Source organism: Streptomyces sp. NPDC100445, assembly GCF_044759735.1.
Lineage (GTDB): Bacteria > Actinomycetota > Actinomycetes > Streptomycetales > Streptomycetaceae > Streptomyces.
Map to the genome: position 1 here is coordinate 362,443 of NZ_JBIVZV010000004.1, position 18,198 is coordinate 380,640.

Below are 18,198 nucleotides of genomic sequence, written 5' to 3' on the forward strand. Positions count from 1 at the left end.
CGCAGGGGCGGGCGGGGGCCGTACGGGTGCGGGGGCGTCATTCCTTGACGCTTCCGGCGGCGAGGCCGGACTGCCAGTGCCGCTGTAGCAGCAGGAACGCGGCGACCAGGGGCAGGATGGTGATCAGTGAGCCGGTGACGACGAGGTGGAAGACGGGCTGTCCGCCGGCGGTCTCCGCCTGGGCGTTCCAGCTGTTCAGGCCGAGAGTGAGCGGATACCAGTCCGGGTCCTTGATCATGATCAGCGGCAGGAAGTAGTTGTTCCAGGTGGCGACCATGCTGAACAGCAGGACGGTGACGATGCCGGGCGCCAGCAGCGGAAGGGCGACCGTGAAGAAGGTACGGGCCTCACCGGCACCGTCGATGCGGGCGGCCTCCAGCAGTTCGGTGGGGACGGCCTCGGAGGCGAACACCCACATCAGGTACAGGCCGAACGGTGAGATCAGCGAGGGGATGATCACGGCCCAGGGGGTGTCGGTCAGCCCCATGGTGCTGAACATCAGGAAGGTGGGCACCGCGAGGGCCGTGCCCGGGACGGCGACCGCGCCGATGACGACGGCGAAGACCGCGCGCTTGCCGGGGAAGGAGAACTTGGCCAGCGCGTATCCGCCCAGGACGGCGAGGAGGGTGGCACCACCGGCGCCCGCGACGACGTACAGCAGCGTGTTCAGCAGCCAGCGGACGAAGACGCCGTCGTGGTAGGTGAAGACCTGGCGGACGTTGTCCAGGAGCGCGAAGCGGCTGTCGAACCACAGGCCGGACGAACGGGCCAGCCCGGACTGGGTCTTGGTGGCGCTGATCAGCAGCCAGACCAGCGGCAGCAGGCTGTAGAGCAGCACCAGGCCGGTCAGGAGCGTCAGCGTGACGCTGCGCCGGGGCCTGCCGGGGGTGTGCCGGCGGCGTCCGGCGCGCAGCCGGGGCACGGCGCCCGGGGCCCCGGGCGGCGTCGCCGCGGAGCGGCCGGGGACGGTGGTGACAGAAGTGGCCATCGCCGCTTCACGCTCCCTTGCGCATGCCGCGGGCCTGGACGGCATAGGCGATGATCATGGTGATCACTCCCATGACGATGGCGACCGTCGCGGAGTAGTCGTGCTGCTGTCCGGAGAAGGACAGCGAGTACGTGTAGTAGTTCGGGGTGTAGTCGGTGGTGATCGCGTTGCGCGCCAGCGGCTGGAGGATGCTCGGCTCGTTGAAGAGCTGGAAGCTGCCGATGACGGAGAAGATCGTGGCGATGACGAGGGCGCCGCGGAGCGCGGGGAGCTTGATGGCGGTGACGACGCGGAGTTGCCCGGCGCCGTCGATCTCGGCGGCCTCGTACAGGGAGTGCGGGATCACCCGCAGCGCCGAGTAGAAGATCAGCATGTTGTAGCCGACGAACTCCCAGGTGACGATGTTGCCGATGGAGGCCAGCACCAGGTGCGGGGAGAGCGGGTCGGGCAGCGTGACACCGAGCGCGTCGTCGATGTCGCCGACGAGACCGAACCGCGTGCCGTACAGGAAGCCCCACATCAGGGTGGCGACGACGGCGGGCACGGCGTACGGCAGGAAGATCGCGATGCGGAAGAAGTCCTTGCCGTACAGCCGCCCGCTGTCCAGGGCCAGCGCCACCAGCAGGGCGATGCCGAGCATGACCGGCACCTGGACGCACAGGAAGAGCGAGACCCGGCCGAGCGAGGCCCAGAACTGGTCGTCGTGCAGCGCCTGCCGGTAGTTGTCCAGGCCGACGAAGGTGGTGCCGCCGATCAACTTGGTGCGGTAGAGGCTGAGATGGACGGAGTACGCGAGCGGGGCGAGGAAGACCAGGGCGAAGACGGTCATGAAGGGGGCGATGAAGCCCCAGCCGACCAGGCCGCGGCGATCGCGCCTTCCGGCTGCGGGCGGACGGCCTCCCGCGGCCGGCGGCGATATGACGGTCATGCTGCATCCTCGCGTCGTCGTGGGTGCGCGGGCCGGCGCCGTCGCACGGCAGCGGGGTCCCTCCGGCACGTCGAATGTTTGCGTAAACATCGCCGGTGACCCGATGCTTACATTCCCGACCCGCAGCGTCAATACTTCGGGAGACAGAACGCGCGGCGCCGCCCGGGACGCCCCAGGCGCCACCGCGGACACCGCGTGAGCAGGGCCGCAGGGTGGCGCGCGCTACTCTCGACCAGATCCGCCGCGCGCAGGCCCCGCGACGCGGCCGGCACCACAGGAAGGGCAACCGTGCACCAGGACGTGAGCGACGCGGACCGGGCGGGGCAGCCTCGTCGGCGCGCGGCGGGCGACCGGCGGCGAAGCGTCTCCATGGCCGACGTCGCCCGGGCGGCCGGGGTCTCCTCGCAGACCGTCTCACGCGTCTCCAACGGCCACGCCAACGTGGTCGAGGAGACCAGACAGCGCGTCCTGCGCGCCATGAGGGAGCTCGGCTACCGTCCCAACAGCGCCGCGCGGGCCCTGAAGAGCGGGGAGTTCCGCACCCTCGGCGTCATCCTCTTCACCCTCTCCACCACCGGGAACGTGCGCACCCTGGAGGCGATCGCCACCTCCGCCGCCGAGGAGGGGTACGCCATCACGCTGATACCGGTGGCGGCGCCGAGGCAGACGGACGTGCGCGGCGCCTTCACCCGACTCGGCGAACTGGCCGTCGACGGGATCATCGTCATCATGGAGGTGCACCTCCTGGACGCCGCCGTGCTCAGCCTGCCGCCCAGCGTCCAGCTGGTGGTCGTCGACTCCGACGCGGGCGACCACTACAGCGTGATCGACACCGACCAGGCGGGCGGCACCCGCGCCGCCGTGCGCCACCTGCTCGACCTCGGGCACCCGACCGTGGCCCATCTGGCGGGCCCGGACGGCTCGTTCGCCGCCCAGCGCCGCGCCGACGCGTGGCGGCAGGTCCTGGAGGAGTCCGGCCTGCCGGTGCCGACGCCGGTGCGGGGCGACTGGTCGGCGGAGTCCGGCTACCGGGCCGGCCTGGCCCTGGCGGCGGACCCCGACTGCACGGCCGTGTTCGCCGCCAACGACCAGATGGCCCTGGGCCTGCTGCGCGCCCTGCACGAGAAGGGGCGCAGGGTGCCGCAGGACGTCAGCGTCGTCGGGTACGACGACATCCCGGAGTCGGCCTCCTTCATCCCGCCGCTGACCACCGTCCACCAGGACTTCGGCGCGGTCGGCCGGCTGTGCGTGGAGAGCGTGCTGCGGCAGATCCGGGACGACCGGCCGGAGCACGGGACGACCCTGGTCCCCACCCGCCTGGTCGTGCGCTCCAGCACCGCCCCGCCGCCGGCCCGCCCCGGCGGACGCCGGGCCGCGGCCACTCGGCGGGCACGGTGACCCGGCTGTAGGGGCGGCGGTCCCCGCCGCCCGACTCCCGGCGGCGGCAACCGCGTCACGTGCCGGCACCTTGACAGCCCCCTGGGCCGGTGCCACTCTTCCGGCTCAGAGTTTGCGTGAACATCAGGCGCCGAGAGCCGGCGGGCGTGCCGGGACGGGTCCTTCGCGCCGATCGTGTTTGCGCAACCATCTGCGGGTCCGGTCGAGGCGGCGCGACCACGCGCCGCCGCCGGGCCCGGCCCACCGCGGCCCGGCGGAGCACGGCACGGCCGCACGACGCGGCCCGCCACGTCGCCCGTCGCCCGTCGCCCACCGAGGGACCCGGCACACCGTCGGGCCCCCGCGGACCACCGCCCCCCACCGCACCGGAAAGAGAGACCTCCATGCGCATACGTGTCCGCACCTCCCCCGCCGCCCGCCGGCTGCGAGCCCTGCTCGCGGCGACCGCCCTCCTCGTGGCGGGGGGAACGGTGGCGCTCTCCGCACCGGCGTCCGCCGCCGGGCAGCACCGCGCACTGGACTCCAGCCGGTTCCGGGGCGTCAACTGGGCCGATCCGCGCGACAACTACGCCGAGGACCCCGTGGTGCCCTCCGGGCTGAGCACGTCCGACGGTTACGCCACCGTCAAGGCCAAGGCCACCGCGATCCTCACCGGTTTCCGGCACGAGCTCGGCGCCGACACCGTCCGGCTGCCCGTCAACCCGTACTCCGTGGGCACCGGTTGGTGGAACTCGTACACCGGGGCCGTCGACGCCGCCACCGGCCTGGGGTTCAAGGTCGTCCTCGGCTACTGGGAGGGCCCCGCCCACAAGGACGGCCGGATCGACGACACCGCCGCGTGGAGGTCCATGTGGAACACCGTCACCGCCAAGTACGGCGGCAACGCCTCGGTGTACTTCGAGCCGATGAACGAACCCTTCGGCTACACCGCCTCCGCCTGGGCCGACACCGCCGCGAGCTGGCTGAGCGACCATCCCGGCGTCCCGCGCAGCCGCGTGTTCGTCAGCGGCAGCGGGTACAACGACGATGTCACCTCCGTCTGCGCCGACCCCCGCCTGAGCGGCACCTACCTGTCCCTGCACCACTACGGCTTCTGGGGCACCCACACCTACGGGGAGTGGGTGAAGGACTTCAGGAACCGCGTCGGCGGCTGCGCCGCGCGCACCGTCCTCGACGAGTTCGGCGCCCCCATGACGACCGGGCTGGACTACGGCGACGCCGCCGGCACCGACAACTTCGTGCGCTACCTGCGCGCCGACACCGACACCGTCCGCTCGCTCGGCATGGGCTCGGTCTACTGGCCCGGCCTGCGCACCGGTGACACGTACAGCATGGAGGCGCTGCACGGCTCCGGTACCGCCCTGTCGCTGACCACGAACAACGCGAGCGGCGCCGACCGGCTGCGCCACGGCTGGGCCCTCACCCCCTGACCCGGCGGCGGGGCCGCACGGGGACGGTCGCCCCGTGCGGCCCCGCGCGGGCCGGCGGCCGGCCGGGTCAGGAGGCGACGAAGCGCGCTATCTGCCCCAGCACGACCGTGTCCGTGAGGTACCCGAGGTGGGTCTGGCAGGGCACGTTGTTGTTCGTGGCGCCGTCCAGCCGCGTGCTGGTGTACGGCAGGATGACGCCGTCGCACGCCGAGTACCAGGTGGCGTACCTGGTCGTCCCCGGTGTCTCGTCGCCGGAGGAGATCTGGGAGATGAACGAGGAACCCGGGTACATCTGCTGACAGGTCGTGTAGACGAGGCAGGCGCCGGCGGCCGTGGTCCCGTGGTTGGCGCCGGCGATCGAGGCGAGGTGACTGACGCTGGTGTTCCCGCCCAGCACCTTCAGGTAGTACTGGCTGACGAGGCCGCCCATCGAGTGGTTGACGATCGCGACCTTGCTCGCGCCGGTGCGCGCCTTGACGTTGTCGACGAAGGCGGCGAGACCCCGGGCGTTGGTGACGTTGTCGCCGTAGGAGTCGTACTCGTAGGCGAAGAGGTTCGAGCTGGACCAGCCGTTGAGGCGGAAGACGCTCATGGCGGTGACCCAGTTGGAGGCGTTCCCGGTGTAGCCGTGGACGAAGACGACGGGCGTGGTGGTCGACAGCGGGTGCGCGGCCGTGCCGGCCGGCCGCGCGGCGGCCGGGGACGCGGTCACGGCGGCGGTGGCCGTGGACGCCGGGGTGAGCAGGGCGAACGCGGCCGTGAGGGTCGCGAGGACGCCGACGAGCGGACGCGGGGAGCGGCGGGGCATGGGGTCCTCCTGGCGAGGATGTGGGGGTGCGGGTGCCTGACCCGACCAGCGTCGTGAGGGCGGGCCCGGGAGCCATCGGCGAAATCACCAGTCATCGCCTGCCGCCGCGCGTCCGCGGACGTACGGCCGGGCCGCCGGTGCCGGGCCGGGCGTAGTCTGCTGGGTGAGGCAGCCATGGCCGGTGACGTGCGCATCCGACTGCTCGGCGGTTTCGGCGTGGCGGTCGGGGACCGTCCGGTCACCGCCGGGGCGTGGCGGCTGCGCAAGGCGCGGAGCCTGCTGAAGGTGCTGAGCCTGGCGCCTGGGCACCAGGTGCACCGCGAGCGCCTCTACGACCTGCTGTGGCCGGATCTCGAGCGCCGGGCCGCGGCGCACAACCTGCACCAGGTGCTGTACGCCGCCCGGCGCGCGCTGACCGGTACGGGGGCGGCCGGTGAGGTCCTGGTGCTCCGTGACGACCTGGTGCTGCTCGGTCCCGACGGCGGTGTGCGGATCGACGTCGAGGAGTTCGAGGAGGCGGCCCGGCGGGCCTGCCACGACGGCGGCGCGGCACAGCTCGGGGCGGCGCTGGCCCTGGCCGGGCCCGGTCTGCTGCCGGAGGACCGATACGAGCCGTGGGCACGGGAGGCGGCCGACGCCCTGGCGGTGCGGTGCGCGGCGGTGCGGTGGAGACTGGCCGAGGCGCTCCGGCGGGAGGACCGCACGGCCGAGGCGATCGAGGTGCTGCGGACACTGCTGGCCGCGGACCCGCTGCACGAACCGGCCTCCCGCGCGCTGATGGAGGCGCTCGCGGCGGCCGGCCGGCGCCGGGAGGCGCTCGCCGTGTACGAGGGTCTGCGGGACGCGCTCCTCGGCGACGGCGGCGCCGACCCCGACCCGCGCACGCGCCGCCTCTACCGCACGCTGCTGGCCGGCTCCGTCCAGCCGCGGGAGGAGCGGCAGGAGGAGCGGCGGGCCGCGCCGCGGGAGGGCGAGCGGGTCGCGCCGCGGCACAATCTGCCGGCGCAGCCGGGCCCGCTGATCGGACGGCGGCGGGAGACGGCCGAGGTCGAGGCGCTGCTCGGCCGGTCCAGGCTGCTGACCCTCACGGGGAGCGGCGGCTGCGGCAAGACCCGGCTGGCGCTGGCGGTGGCCGAGCGGCTGACCGGCGCGTACCGGGACGGGGTGTGGTTCGTGGACCTCGCCGCGCTGACCGAACCGCACCTGGTGCCGGACGCGGTCGCCGCCGTCCTCGGACTCCAGCTCCCCGCGTCGGGGTCGGCCCGGGAGTCCCTGGTCTCCCAGCTGTGCGGCCGGGAGCTGCTGCTGGTGCTGGACAACTGCGAACACCTGGTCGACGCGTGTGCCGCGGTGGTGTCCGAGGTCGTGGCCCGGTGTCCGGGGATCACCGTGCTCGCGACCAGCAGGGAGCTGCTGCGCAGCTACGGGGAGCGGACCTTCCGGGTGCCCTCGCTGAGTCTGCCGGACCCGGACCGGCTGCCGTCCCTGGCGGAGCTGGGCGGTTACGCCTCCGTACGGCTGTTCGTGGAGCGGGCCGGTGAGGCCTGCCCGGGGTTCGGGCTGACGGCGGACAACGCGGCGGCCGTCGCCCAGATCTGCTTCCGGCTCGACGGCATCCCGCTGGCCCTGGAGTTGGCCGCGGCCCGGGTGCGGGTGCTGGCCCCCCACCAGATCGTCGAACGGCTGGACGACGCGGTGGCGCTGCTTGGCCGGGGCAGCCGCCGCCCGGTGACCCGGCAGGAGACCCTGCTGGCGGCCCTGGAGTGGAGTCACCGGCTGCTCGACGCGGACGAGCGGTGTCTGCTGCGCCGGCTCGCCGTCTTCACGGGAGGATTCCCGCTGGCCGCGGCGCAGGAGGTGGGTGCCGGGGACGCCGGCCCCGGGCGGGTGCTCGACCTGCTGGGCCGGCTCGTCGACAAGTCGCTGGTGTCGGTGGAGCCACGGCCGGACGAGGTGCGCTACCGGCTGCTGGAGACGGTCCGGCAGTACGCGGCCGGGCGGCTGCGCGCGGCCGGTGAACTGGCGGCCACCGAGGCCCGGCACCGGCGTTTCTACCTGGAGCTCGCCGAGCGGCGGGACCGCGAGCCGGCCACCGGACTGTCGGGGGCGACGTCACTGGAGCTGGAGGCCGACTACGGCAATCTGCGCGCCGCGCTGTCGTCGCTGCTGCGCAGCGATCCGCCGACCGCGCTGCGCATGGCGGTCGCGCTGTGGCTGTTCTGGTCCGAGCGGGGACGGCTCGCCGAGGGGCGGCGCTGGCTGGACGCCGCGCTGGCCGCCGCGCCCGGGCCGAGCCCGCAGCGCGCGAGGGCGCTGATGGGACAGGGGGTGCTCGCCGTCCGTCTCGGCGACGGCTCTCCCCTGGCGGACATCGGCGCGCGCATCGTCCGCGTCCAGGAGCGGCGGCGGGACCCGGCGGCGCCGGCGTACGCCCGCTACCAGCAGGCCGTGCTGCTGTGGATGAGCGGGGCGTGGCAGCCCGCCCGCGAGGCGCTGGACACGGCGTGCGCTCTGGCCCGTGACGCGGACGCACCCTCGGTGCTCGCCGCCGCCGCGCACGCCGAAGGGGTGTGGGCGGTGTGCCGGGGCGACGGGGCGGAGGCCCGCGCGGCGTGCGAGCGCGGTCTGCGGCTGCTGGCGGAGGTACCCGCGGACACCGGGCCGTTCCTGGTGGTCATGACGCCGGGTTACGTCAGCGAGGAGGACCGGGCGGGGCAGGTGTCGCTGTTCTTCGAGGAGACGGTCCTCACGGGCCGGGCGGTCGGCGCGGCCCGGGCCCGCGGGTACCTGCTGGCCGACCTGGCCTGGGCGGCCCGGCTGGAGGGCGACGCCGGTGCCGCCGTCGCCGCGGCCGAGGACAGCGCGGCCTGCTTCCACGCGCTCGCCGACCCGTACGGACGGTCCCTGGCCCTCAACCTCCTGGGCAACATCTGCCGGAGCCGGGGCGTCTACGCGGCCGCTCGGGAACACCTGGACGCGGCCCTGGCGATCAGGCGCACGCTCGGCGACCGCCGCGAGGAGGACATCACCCTGGGCTGCCTCGGTCTGCTGCGCCTGGCCCGCGGCGACACCGAGGGCGCGCGCGTGTCCATCGCCGGCGCGCTCGCGCACTTCGAGGAGACCGACGACATCCCGGGGACCACCAACAGCCTGCTGCACCTCGCCCTGGTGGCGCGGGCCGCCGGGGAGACGGCCCGGGCGCGGGCCCTGCTCACCCGCGCCCTGCGGCTGGAGCACACGGCCGGCTCCGCGTGCGCCGCGGGCTGGGTCGCCCTGATGCTGGCCCGGCTGGCGTGGCGGGCCGGTGACCGTGACACGGCCCGGGCCGCCGCCGCCCGGGCGCGGGAGCTGTTCGCCCGCCTGGGCGACCCGCGGGGCGCGGCCGTGCTGGAACGCACCGCGCCCTGGGCGTGACACGGCCGCTGAACGGCTGCTGAGCGGCTGTTGAGCGGGGGTGCCTAGGGTCCTTGAGTGTCCTGCCAGGCACAGACGTACGGAGGCCATCATGTCGGTCGACACGACGAAGGGCGTCCTGGGTGACGCCACCCTGGGTGAGCTGGAGGCGGGGCTGCGCGGCTCGGTGGTCCGTCCCGGCGACGCCTCCTACGACGAGGCCCGCGCGATCTGGAACGCGGCCCACGACAGGCGTCCGGCTCTCGTCGTGCGCTGCGCCGGGACCGCCGACGTGCTGCGCGCGGTGGAGTTCGCGCGCAGCCAGGACCTGCTCGTCGCGGTACGCGGCGGAGCGCACAGCATCGCCGGGTTCTCGACCTGCGACGGCGGCATCGTCATCGACCTGTCGGGGATGCGGGGCGCGGTCGTCGATCCGGTGCGGCGCCGGGCCGTCGCCCAGGCCGGCCTGACCTGGGGCGACCTCGACCACGAGACGCAGGCCTTCGGTCTGGCCGTGACCGGCGGCCTGATCTCCTCCACCGGGATCGCCGGATTCACCCTCGGCGGCGGGGTGGGCTGGCTGCTCCGGCGCCACGGGCTGGCCTCCGACAACCTGACGGCGGCCGAGGTGGTCACCGCCGACGGTCGGGTGGTGCGGGCCGACGAGCGGGAGCACCCCGACCTGTTCTGGGCGCTGCGGGGCGGCGGCGGCAACTTCGGGGTCGTCACCTCGCTCGAGTACGACCTGCACCCCGTCGGCCCGCAGGTCCTGGCCGGTCTGATCGTCTACCCGGTCGACCAGGCCGGGCAGGTCGTCACCCGGTGGCGCGAGCTGATCGCGGACATGCCGGACGAGCTGACCACCCTGATCAACCTGACCACGGCCCCTCCGGTGCCGTTCCTGCCCGTCGAGGTGCACGGCACCCGGGTCGTCGTGCTGGCCGCCATGTACGCGGGCTCCCCCGCCGCCGGTGAGGCGGCCGTCGCCCCGCTGCGCACCCTGGGGACGCCGATCGCCGACGTGCTCGGCCCCATGCCGTACACGGACATGCAGTCGCTGCTGGACCCGCTGTGGACGGCCGGCGCGCACAACTACTTCACGTCGACGTTCATCGAGCCCTCCGACGCGGTCGTCGACGCGCTGCTGCGGCAGCACCTGATGACCCCGACCCCGTTCTGCGAGCTGCACATGCACCAGCTCGGCGGTGCCTTCGCCCGGGTTCCGGCCGGGGCCACGGCGTTCAGCCGGCGGGAGGCGAGTGTGCTGTGCAACGTCATCGCGCGCTCCCCCGTGGCGGCGGGCTTCGACGACCACGTCGCGTGGGCCCGGGGCGCCCGGGAGGAGATCGCCGCGCACGGCGGTGGCGGCGTGTACGTCAACTTCACGGGCGACGCGGACGCGGACAAGGTGCGCGCCTCCTACCCCGGCGAGGTCCACGAACGGCTCGTGCGCGTCAAGGACGCCTACGATCCGACGAACCTGTTCCGGCTGAACCAGAACATCAGGCCCTCGGCGGCGGCCGGCTGAACCGGCCCGGACGGGCGCCCCGGAGCGGCCGCGCGCCGTCCCGGGGTGTCCGCATGCGACCGGGGAGGGGGGCGGTTGAGTTCAGACCCTGCCGTCCGCCCCGTCGCGGTCCAGGGTGCCCCAGCGGCCGGGCTGTTCGGTGATGATGCGGCAGGCCTCGGTGATGACGGGATCGGCGATCCAGCCGAGCGGTTCGACATCGGTCACCAGGGGCTCGTTGTCCGGGCCACGGGCCGCCTCCCGGCCGTGCAGGACCCAGGGCCGGGTGCGGGGGTCCTTGACGCGGGGCAGGTGGCAGTAGTCGTACAGCCGGCGGGCGACCCAGACGACCGGGGGCCGGTCGCCCCACCAGTCCTCGATGTCGAGGCAGCTGGCGGACAGGCCCGGCAGTCGGATGCCGGTCAGGTCGTCCCTGCTGCTCGTGCGCGGCAGGTCGCGTCGTGGGCCGCGGGACCAGCGGACGTAGAGGCCGCGGCGGCCGGTGACGAGCCGGGTCAGCTCGTCGAGGCCGGTGAGGAGGGGGAGTTCGGCGGTGGTACTCATGGCACTGGCGATCGGGCGAGGGTCAGGCGATGAGGAGGGAGTCGTCCTCGGTGCGGGCGCCGGGCAGCTGATGGCGGGCGGCGACGAGGGCGGTCTCGATGTCACGGGTGCCCGTGGACACGCACAGCGTGTAGGCGACGTCGTCCATCCGCCGGCGCACCTCGGGGCTGCCGTCCTCGGCGTGCAGGATCCGCAGCGTCTCGTACTGTTCGAGCAGGTTGGTCAGTACCGCGGGGTGTGCCATGAGCATCGGGAGGTCTCCTGAGCGCCGTGATTCACATGGTGTGTACATGCATCGTGTTCCCACGGTCGCCGCCTCCACTCCCCCGAATTCCGGGACGCCGCCCCGCGGTCGCGGCACGGGCGGCTCATGAGGAGCGGACCCGGCCGGCCACGACCGCGTCGCCGGGGGCCGGAGGGGCCCTTGTCCGGTCCACCGGGCCGACGGGCGGGCCGAACAAGGCCGGCACGCCAAGTCGGCGCGCCGGCCGCGGGGTTCGTGCGAGAGGGAACGTCGGGCGGCGCCCGTCTGCCACCAGGGGCGGTTGGGACGTTGGGCGCTGCGGTCCCCGCCCAGGTGCCGGGCCGGTCGACGGTGGTGGGCGCCGTGACGACGCCCGCGTGGCGGGCGGTGCCGCCGTCACGAGGTGGGGCCGGGCGGACCGGGCCGCGGTCCGGTCGAGCGGCGGCCGGGAGCCTACGGCGATGACGCGCACCCGCGGTCAGGGACCGGACCCCGCGCTGCACCGGCGGGCGAAGTACCGCGTCATCGCGCCGGCATGAGGGTGCGCCGGCCCCCGCAGTATTAGGAGGTGCAGGTTCCACTGCGGATGCTGCGAAGGCCGGCGCTCTGCTCGGATACCCCCGGATGCGTCCGATAAGCCCGTTCTCTCCCCCGGTCTCCTCCGCGTCGCCGCCGGACACCGGTGGGGCCCGGCCGTTCCCGGCCGGGCCCCACTCGCTCCGCACACCTCACGCGGTACGTCCGCGCGCCGGACGGCCGGTGCTCACCAGCGGTACCAGCGGCCCTTGCGGCCACCGCCGTCGGCGGACCGGACCACGAAGCCCAGCAGCCAGACGATCAGGACGATCACCGCGATCCACCACAGCGCCTTCAGCGCGAAACCCGCGCCGAAGAGGATCAGGGCCAGCAGACGAGAAGCAGGGGAACCATTGTCATCAACCTCCTGGCCACCTAGTGCCCTTACTTCATCTCTACAAGCCCACAAAGGACGCGTTACTTTTCGCCGGTACGGGGCAGGCGACGGGGTCGTTCTCAACCGGCCGGGGCCGGCCGGCGCGGGGCGGCGGCCAGGGCCTTGGCCAGCCGTGTCTCGCCGTACTGCTCGGCACCGGTGGCCCGGCGCTCGGTGATGCCGTCGGTGTACAGCAGGAGGCTCTCGCCGGGGCGGAGGTGCCGGGGCGGCGGGCCGTGAGCCGGGGCGGGATGCCGAGCAGCCCGCCCGGCACCTCGACGGCGTCCACCGCGTGGTCGGCTCGAGCAGCAGCGGAGGCGTGTGCCCGGCCCGGACGAGCCGCACGGCGAGCCCGTCGGGGCCCGGCGTCAGATGCCAGTGGACGAGGGTCACGAAGCCGTTGTTCTGGTGGGCGAAGCGGTCGTTGAGGGCGGTGTCGACGGCCTTGACCACGTCGACGGGGTCCTCCAGCAGCCCGGCGACGGCGCGGGCGGTGTGACGTACCAGGGCGGCGGTGGCGGCGGCGAGGGCACCGCGCCCGCAGACGTCGCCCAGGACGAACGCCCAGCTGCCGGTCCCGCGGGGGACGACGTCGTAGAAGTCGCCGCCGATGTCCAGCCCCTCGCCGGCCGGGTGGTAGAAGGCGGCGAGCTGGGCGCCGGGGATGTCCGGCAGGTCGGGCAGGAGCAGGCCGGACTGGAGGTCGCGGACGAGGGCAGCGCGTGGGCCCGGCCCCTACCGCCACGGGCCGGTTCCGGCGATCGGGAAGCTTAGGCCATGGCCTCACCGTACGTGACGAGGAAAGCACACGCCACCACGGTGACCTGTGCCGGAGGCCACCGCGACCGCCGCTCCCGCCGTCGGGGCCGGTGGCACCGCGAAACGTGGGAGAGTCTTGGAGTGCGCGCCGAACGCGAGCGTCCGGGCAGGTGAGCGGGGTGACCTTCGGGGCACGAGGGGGATGGCGGATCGATCGTGCCCGGCGCGCGGACGACCCACCGCAGGGCGACGGCACCGGGAGCGAGGGAGCGGCGGATGGCTGGACGGGACGATGCGGAGCGCGGGCCCGGGGCCCGTGCCGGCGTCTTCTCCGCCGACGAGTTCATCGGCACGGACCTCGCCGCCGTGGACTGGGCCGCCACCCCGCTCGGCCCCCCGGAGGAATGGCCCCAGAGCCTGCGGACGGCCGTGAGCATCCTGCTGTCGTCCCGCTTCTCCATGTGGATGGCGTGGGGACCGGAGCTGACGTTCTTCTGCAACGACGCCTACCGCCGCGCCACGCTCGGCGACAAGTACCCGTGGGCGCTCGGCCGGCCGGCCCCCGAGGTGTGGGCGGAGGTCTGGGACGACCTCGACCCGCGGGTCCGCTCGGTGATGACCACGGGCGAGGCCACCTGGGACGAGGCGCTGATGCTGTTCCTGGAGCGGTCGGGGTACCGGGAGGAGACGTACCACACCTTCTCCTACAGCCCGCTGCGGGACGACGGCGGTGCCGTGGTGGGCATGCTGTGCGTGGTCAGCGAGGAGACCACCCGGGTCGTCGGTGAGCGGCGGATGGCGACCCTGCGTGACCTGGGCTCGGACCCGAGCGTGGTGCGCACCGAGCAGGAGATGCTGGACTTCGTCGCCCGCCAGCTCACCCGCAACCCGCGGGACCTGCCGTTCACCTGCACCTACCTGTTCCAGGACGACGGCTCGGCGCGGCTGGCGGCCGTCACCGGGATCGAAGCGGGCCACCCCGCCGCGCCCGTGGTCCTGCCGGGCGACGGTCCCGGGGCCGTCTGGCCGGCGGGGCGGCTGGCCGACGGGGAGCCCGCGCGGGTGCCGCTGAGCGGTCCGCCGTACGACCGTCTGCCACCCGGCGCCTGGCCCCGGCCGCCCGTACAGGCACTGGTGGTGCCGCTGCTGCGCCAGGGCGATCCGCCGTACGGCTTCCTGGTGGCCGGGCTCAACCCGTTCCGGCCGCTGGACGACACCTACCAGGGCTTCGTCGAGCTGGTCGCCGGCCACGTGGCGACCGGCATCGGCAGCGCGCGCGGTTACGAGGCGCAGCAGCGCCGGGCCGAGGAGCTGGCCGAGCTGGACCGGGCGAAGACGGCGTTCTTCTCCAACATCAGCCACGAGTTCCGTACCCCGCTCACCCTGATCATGGGACCGGTGGACGAGCTGCTCACCCGGGGGGACGACGACCCGGGGCTGCGCGAGAGGCTGGAGGTCGTCCGCCGCAACGGGCTGCGCCTGGGCAAGCTCGTCAACGCGCTGCTGGACTTCTCCCGCATCGAGGCCGGCCGGATGCAGGCGACGTACGAGCCGGTGGACCTGGCCGCCGCCACCGCGGAGCTGGCCAGCGTCTTCCGTTCCGCCATCGACAAGGCGGGGCTGGAGTTCGACGTGGACTGCCCGCCCCTGGGCCGGCCGGTGTACCTCGACCGCGGCATGTGGGAGAAGGTGATACTGAACCTGCTGAGCAACGCGCTGAAGTTCACCTTCGACGGCACCGTCCGGGTCGCCGTACGCGCCGAGGGCGACGGGGCGCGGGTCACCGTCTCCGACACCGGTATAGGGGTGCCCGCCGAGGAGATGCCCCGGCTGTTCGAACGGTTCCACCGGATCGAGAACGCGCGCTCCCGGTCCCACGAGGGCAGCGGGATCGGCCTGGCGCTGGTGCGGGAGCTGGTCGGCCTGCACGGCGGCACCATCACCGCGGACAGCGTCGAGGAGCGCGGCACCACGTTCACCGTGCGGCTGCCGTTCGGCACGGCGCACCTGCCCGCCGACAGCGTGGCCCCGGCGGACGGCGGCGCCACGGTGTCCGCCGCCGCGGACCCCTACGTGCAGGAGGCCCTGCGCTGGCTCCCGGACAGCGCCTCCTTCGAGGCGGCCCGGGCGCTGGAGGCGGCGTCGGAGACCACCCCGGGGCACCGCGCGGCGGGACGTGTCGTGGTCGCCGACGACAACGCCGACATGCGCGAGTACCTCCAGCGCCTGCTGTCGGGCGCCGGGTACCGGATCACGGCCGTCACCGACGGGATGAGCGCGCTGGACGCCGTGCGCGCCGACCCGCCCGACCTCGTGGTCAGCGACGTGATGATGCCCGGCCTCGACGGGCTGGCGCTGGTCGCCGCGCTGCGCTCCGACCCGCGCACCGCCTCGGTGCCGGTGCTGCTGCTGTCGGCGCGCGCCGGGCAGGAAGCCTCCATCGAGGGCCTGCAAGCGGGGGCCGACGACTACCTCGTCAAGCCGTTCGCCGCCGCCGAACTGCTCGCCCGCGTCCGCGCCAACGTGGAACTGGCCCGGCTGCGCACGCATCACCTGCGGTGGCGCAACGCCCTCATCGACTCCCTCCAGGAAGCCTTCTTCGTCTGTGACGAGGAGGGCACCGTCATCGAGACCAACGCCGCGTTCACCGACATGCTCGGCTACCCGCCCGAGGGCCTGCCCTACCGGCCCGTGCACCCGTGGTGGCCCGACCCCGACACCGACCCCGACGGTCACCGGCTCGCCGAGACCGCGTTCGGGCCGTTGACGGCGGGCGGGGCGCGCAAGACGAACGCCCTGCCCGTACGCCACCGCGACGGCCACCAGCTGTGGGTGAGCGCGACGTTCAACCAGGCCGAGGACCCCGACACCGGGCGCCGGATGACCGTGGGCACGTTCCGGGACGTGACCGCCGAGCACTACGCCATCCAGCGGGAGACCGCCCTGGCGGCCCTGAGCACCCGGCTCTCGCAGGCCACCAGCCTGTCCGACGCGCTCTCGGGCGCGCTGCACGAGCTGAGGCGACTGTGGCGGGCCCGGACCGTGCTGGCCGCCATCTTCGGCCGGCACGGCGAACCGGCCGTGACCGCCACCGACCCGTCCCTGTCCTGGCCGGCCATGGCCCCCCGGCGCAGGGACTTCCTGGAGCGGCTTCGGGACCAGCCCACACTCACCACGGTCGCCGCCCCCGGCGGGGCCGGGATCCTGCTGGAACACCCGCACGGCCCGCTGACGCTCCTGGTGGACCTGGGCGAACGCCGGCCGTTCACCGGCGAGGACCAACTGCTGCTGACCCTGCTGGCCGGGCACCTGGCGCAGGGCCTGGTGCGGGTCCACCAGATCGACCAGCAGCGCGAGACGGCCATCGCCCTCCAGCGCGCCATCCTCGGGCCCGCGCTGCTCCCGGACGGCTTCGCCGTGCGCTACGAACCCGCGACCAGACCGCTCGAGGTCGGCGGTGACTGGTACGACACGGTGCCCCTGCCCGACGGCCGCATCGGCATCGTCGTCGGCGACTGCGTCGGCCACGGTCTGACGGCGGCCAGCGTCATGGGGCAGCTGCGCAGCGCCTGCCGCGCCCTGCTGCTCCAGGAGCCGAGCCCCGCCCGCACCCTGATGGCGCTGGACCAGTTCGCCGCCGGGGTGCCGGGCGCCCTGTGCACGACCGTGTTCTGCGGCGTCCTGGACCCGGCGACCGGCCGGCTGGTCTACTCCAGCGCGGGGCACCCGCCGGGAGTCCTCGCCTCCCCCGACGGCACCGTCCAGCTGCTGGAGGAGGGCCGCGCCCTGCCCCTGGCGGTCCGTCCCGGCCGGACGCGTCCGGAAGGCGTCCGTACGATGCCGGCCCGCTCCACCCTGCTCCTGTACACCGACGGGCTCGTCGAGCGGCGCCGCCGCTCCCTGGCCGCCGGCATAGACCACGCAGGCCGAGCCGTGCTCGAAGGCAGGGACACGGCGGTGGAGGAACTCGCCACGCAGATCATGCGGCGCCTCGAACCGGACGGCGGGTACGAGGACGACGTGGCCCTGCTGCTCTACCGCCATCCCGCTCCGCTCGAGGTGACGTTCCCCGCCGAGCCCGCGCGGCTCACCTCGGTGCGGCAGGCGCTGCGCGACTGGCTCGACCAGTGCGGACTGCCACGGCACACCGTCCAGAACATCATGGTCGCGGCTGGCGAGGCGTGCGCCAACGCGATCGAACACGGCCACCGTGACGGCCCCGGGGGAACCATCCGGCTGAGCGGGCTCGCCCACACGCACGACCTGCTGGTCACCGTCACCGACACCGGCCGTTGGAAGGTCCCCCAGCCCGAGCTGAACCGGCACCGGGGCCGCGGGCTGAAGCTGATGCGCGCGCTGATGCAGCAGGTCACCGTCACACCCGGCCCCGACGGCACCGTCGTCGAGATGCAGACGAGGATCACCTGATGACCATCCCGCTCACGCTGACCCGGGGCCGGCGTGCCGACGGCACCTCCGTGCTGACGGTGGTCGGCGAGATCGATCAGAGCAACGCCGACACGCTGGCCACGACCCTGGAGGGGATACCCGGGCGGGTCGTCGTGGATCTGGCCGGGGTGGAGTACCTCGACAGCGCGGGCCTGAACGTGCTGTTCGCCCACAGCACCCGACTGGAACTGGTCGTACCGCAACTGCTGGCCCCGTTGCTCAGCATCTCGGGCCTCACCGAGCTGGTCCCGGTGCACCCGGTGCGGGCCTCAACGCCGGGCACTCCAGGGGGGCAGCCGTCAGAGCGACGGGGTCTTGCCGGGCGTGAGCGTCATGACGGTGTCTAGCCCGAGGATCGTGAACATGCGGAGCAGGCCGTCGTCGAGTCCGGTGACGCTGAGGGAGCCGCCCAGGGTGTCCAGCCGCTGGTACCAGCCCACCAGGGCGCTGACACCGGTGGAGTCCATGTGCTGCGTGTGCGAGGCGTCCAGGACGAGGTGACGGCACCCGGCCTCGATCAGGCCCTCGACCGTCGTCCGCAGCGACGACGTGGTGTAGAGATCCACGTCCTCGGGCAGTTCCGCCCTGGCCCGGTCGCCCTGAGTCTCAGTGATGTGCAGCAACGTCCCACCTCCCCGTCCCGTGCGGTGCCCGCTGTCGGGTACCCAGGCTACCCGGCGCACATCCGGCCGACTTCCGCCCTCCCGGGGGCCGTCCCCACGGTCGGCAGACGACGGGGGCCGCTGCCTGCCCGATGACGGGGGGCCGCTGTCCGCCC

13 protein-coding genes and 2 pseudogenes are annotated in these 18,198 nt (G+C 73.9%); 6 read left to right on the forward strand and 9 right to left on the reverse strand.

Going from position 1 to position 18,198, the window contains the following annotated elements; all coding sequences use genetic code 11:
* Window positions 1-37 precede the first annotated feature (37 nt).
* Entirely contained in the window at window positions 38-988 is a 951-nt protein-coding gene (locus ACIQVT_RS13235; protein WP_403751499.1) for a carbohydrate ABC transporter permease, read from the reverse strand.
* 7 nt (window positions 989-995) lie between these two features.
* Window positions 996-1,916, reverse strand: coding sequence for a carbohydrate ABC transporter permease (locus ACIQVT_RS13240; protein WP_403751501.1), 921 nt, complete (start codon window positions 1,914-1,916; stop codon window positions 996-998).
* 369 nt (window positions 1,917-2,285) lie between these two features.
* Between ACIQVT_RS13240 and ACIQVT_RS13245 the strand changes: the two genes are divergently transcribed.
* Both ACIQVT_RS13245 and ACIQVT_RS13250 read left to right on the forward strand, forming a co-directional pair.
* Window positions 2,286-3,314, forward strand: coding sequence for a LacI family DNA-binding transcriptional regulator (locus ACIQVT_RS13245; RefSeq protein WP_403751795.1), 1,029 nt, complete (start codon window positions 2,286-2,288; stop codon window positions 3,312-3,314).
* A 383-nt stretch (window positions 3,315-3,697) separates the two neighbouring features.
* Window positions 3,698-4,744 carry a cellulase family glycosylhydrolase gene (locus ACIQVT_RS13250; RefSeq protein WP_403751503.1) on the forward strand — a complete coding sequence of 349 codons (1,047 nt, stop codon included), beginning with the start codon at window positions 3,698-3,700 and terminating at the stop codon, window positions 4,742-4,744.
* 67 nt (window positions 4,745-4,811) lie between these two features.
* Here ACIQVT_RS13250 and ACIQVT_RS13255 read toward each other — a convergent pair whose 3' ends face one another.
* Window positions 4,812-5,552 (reverse strand): esterase/lipase family protein, encoded by a 741-nt coding sequence (locus ACIQVT_RS13255; RefSeq protein WP_403751505.1) that lies wholly within the window; start codon window positions 5,550-5,552, stop codon window positions 4,812-4,814.
* Window positions 5,553-5,726: 174 nt separating this feature from the next.
* Between ACIQVT_RS13255 and ACIQVT_RS13260 the strand changes: the two genes are divergently transcribed.
* Window positions 5,727-8,966 (forward strand): AfsR/SARP family transcriptional regulator, encoded by a 3,240-nt coding sequence (locus tag ACIQVT_RS13260; RefSeq protein ID WP_403751507.1) that lies wholly within the window; start codon window positions 5,727-5,729, stop codon window positions 8,964-8,966.
* A gap of 91 nt (window positions 8,967-9,057) precedes the next feature.
* Entirely contained in the window at window positions 9,058-10,473 is a 1,416-nt protein-coding gene (locus tag ACIQVT_RS13265; RefSeq protein WP_403751509.1) for an FAD-binding oxidoreductase, read from the forward strand.
* Window positions 10,474-10,554: 81 nt separating this feature from the next.
* Here ACIQVT_RS13265 and ACIQVT_RS13270 read toward each other — a convergent pair whose 3' ends face one another.
* The 5 genes and pseudogenes from ACIQVT_RS13270 to ACIQVT_RS13290 all read right to left on the reverse strand — a co-directional run.
* Window positions 10,555-11,016, reverse strand: a complete 462-nt coding sequence (locus tag ACIQVT_RS13270) for a DUF6098 family protein (protein ID WP_403751511.1) — start codon at window positions 11,014-11,016, stop codon at window positions 10,555-10,557.
* A 22-nt stretch (window positions 11,017-11,038) separates the two neighbouring features.
* Window positions 11,039-11,266, reverse strand: coding sequence for a DUF5133 domain-containing protein (locus tag ACIQVT_RS13275; RefSeq protein WP_403751513.1), 228 nt, complete (start codon window positions 11,264-11,266; stop codon window positions 11,039-11,041).
* Between the two features lie 757 nt (window positions 11,267-12,023).
* Window positions 12,024-12,190: pseudogene (locus ACIQVT_RS13280) on the reverse strand (hydrophobic protein).
* Window positions 12,191-12,292: 102 nt separating this feature from the next.
* Complete coding sequence (locus ACIQVT_RS13285; RefSeq protein ID WP_403751797.1) at window positions 12,293-12,409, reverse strand: SpoIIE family protein phosphatase; 117 nt, start codon at window positions 12,407-12,409, stop codon at window positions 12,293-12,295.
* 154 nt (window positions 12,410-12,563) lie between these two features.
* Window positions 12,564-12,902, reverse strand: a pseudogene (locus ACIQVT_RS13290) (PP2C family protein-serine/threonine phosphatase); the annotation flags it as partial.
* 345 nt (window positions 12,903-13,247) lie between these two features.
* Here ACIQVT_RS13290 and ACIQVT_RS13295 point away from each other — a divergent pair.
* Complete coding sequence (locus ACIQVT_RS13295) at window positions 13,248-17,399, forward strand: SpoIIE family protein phosphatase (protein ID WP_403751515.1); 4,152 nt, start codon at window positions 13,248-13,250, stop codon at window positions 17,397-17,399.
* On the forward strand, window positions 17,399-17,767 hold the full coding sequence (locus ACIQVT_RS13300; protein ID WP_403751517.1) for an STAS domain-containing protein: 369 nt from the start codon (window positions 17,399-17,401) through the stop codon (window positions 17,765-17,767). The genes ACIQVT_RS13295 and ACIQVT_RS13300 overlap by 1 nt, the downstream gene beginning before the upstream one ends.
* On the opposite strand, the gene ACIQVT_RS13305 is transcribed toward ACIQVT_RS13300, so the two are convergent.
* The gene (locus ACIQVT_RS13305; RefSeq protein ID WP_403751519.1) at window positions 17,720-18,043 is read right to left on the reverse strand and encodes an STAS domain-containing protein; all 324 of its coding nucleotides are present in this window, start codon (window positions 18,041-18,043) and stop codon (window positions 17,720-17,722) included. The two genes, ACIQVT_RS13300 and ACIQVT_RS13305, sit on opposite strands and share 48 nt — an antisense overlap.
* Window positions 18,044-18,198: the final 155 nt, after the last annotated feature.